We start from the raw sequence: 948 nt of genomic DNA, 5'->3' as shown, positions 1-948 counted from the left end.
GCTCAACTTCTTCCGACGGGTAGTCATGGACTACGAGTACACGCCCGAAAGCCACGCCGCCTGGATTCTCTGGGCAAACGTCACCCTGTGCCTCAACCGACTACCTTAATTCCCCAACAGGCTCTTAACATTTGCCAATCGTCGAGGTGAAGAGTACACACTGGTATTCCACCTGGTGCCCGGACTTCCTATTAAGAACCCCTCCGCGCGGGTGAGCGTGTTCAGCTACCGCTCGGGAAGAGGCACGGTGCTCGGCACTATTGACAAGTCGGGCTACATGCTTGACGTGCAGGGGCAGATGTTCAATAAGCTACAGCAGGTCGATTCTACTTTACTCATCTTTTGTAATCACATGAAGGGTAGTCGAGAGCTGGAGTTTTTTACTGGAGTGGAGTCGGGCAAATGCTTTGTGTGTAGTCGGCCCCTGACTGAACCCATTTCGGTGCGTTATGGCATTGGCCCAGTTTGCTTGCTACGGCTGGGCGGTCTTTAGAACAACGCTGACTTATTGGCGCGCGGTAATCGTCCATAACTTCAGTCGATGTAGAATTTATTGACATTAACCACAAGTTGCCACGGCGCAGGTCGGAGTTGGAGCCGTCTGGCACTTTGCTGGCGAATAGGCCCTGCATGAGCTTTGATTCAAGCCCGTTACCTATACACAACAAACTATAAAAAAGGAGTGTAGCAAAGCAATGAGGCTCGTACGCGGTAAAATGGACTTACCACAGAAACGAATAATTATCAGTACTCAAGGGAGCATACCGCGCACAAAAACAACACCAGTATGGCACGACTTATTTAAACTAATCCAGCTAGATACTGAGGTGGTCTAACCGGAACGGACAGGGAGAAGTCTTACCTTCCGCTGTCTATGCCCGAACAGAAACCAACTGACGGTCAACCCGTCCCGCGCAAGAAGTACACGCCGGCCTTCAAGGCCGAGTG

The 948-nt window shown here is 51.3% G+C and carries 1 protein-coding gene; it reads left to right on the top strand.

Annotated features, from left to right (window positions below; genetic code table 11):
* Positions 1-277 precede the first annotated feature (277 nt).
* Positions 278-493, top strand: a complete 216-nt coding sequence (locus tag DLM85_RS26400; protein WP_424321703.1) for a DUF6011 domain-containing protein — start codon at positions 278-280, stop codon at positions 491-493.
* The last annotated feature ends 455 nt before the right edge of the window (positions 494-948 follow it).

The sequence above is a fragment of the Hymenobacter edaphi genome (genome assembly GCF_003258365.1).
In the GTDB taxonomy this organism is placed as follows: domain Bacteria; phylum Bacteroidota; class Bacteroidia; order Cytophagales; family Hymenobacteraceae; genus Solirubrum; species Solirubrum edaphi.
The sequence above is the reverse complement of the archived record's forward strand: the minus strand, read 5'-3'. Positions and strand labels throughout refer to the sequence as shown.

Bases quoted from the DNA above. Each gene is read 5' to 3' on its own strand.
- DLM85_RS26400 (WP_424321703.1), top strand. From the start codon at position 278: ATGCTTGACGTGCAGGGGCAGATGTTCAATAAGCTACAGCAGGTCGAT.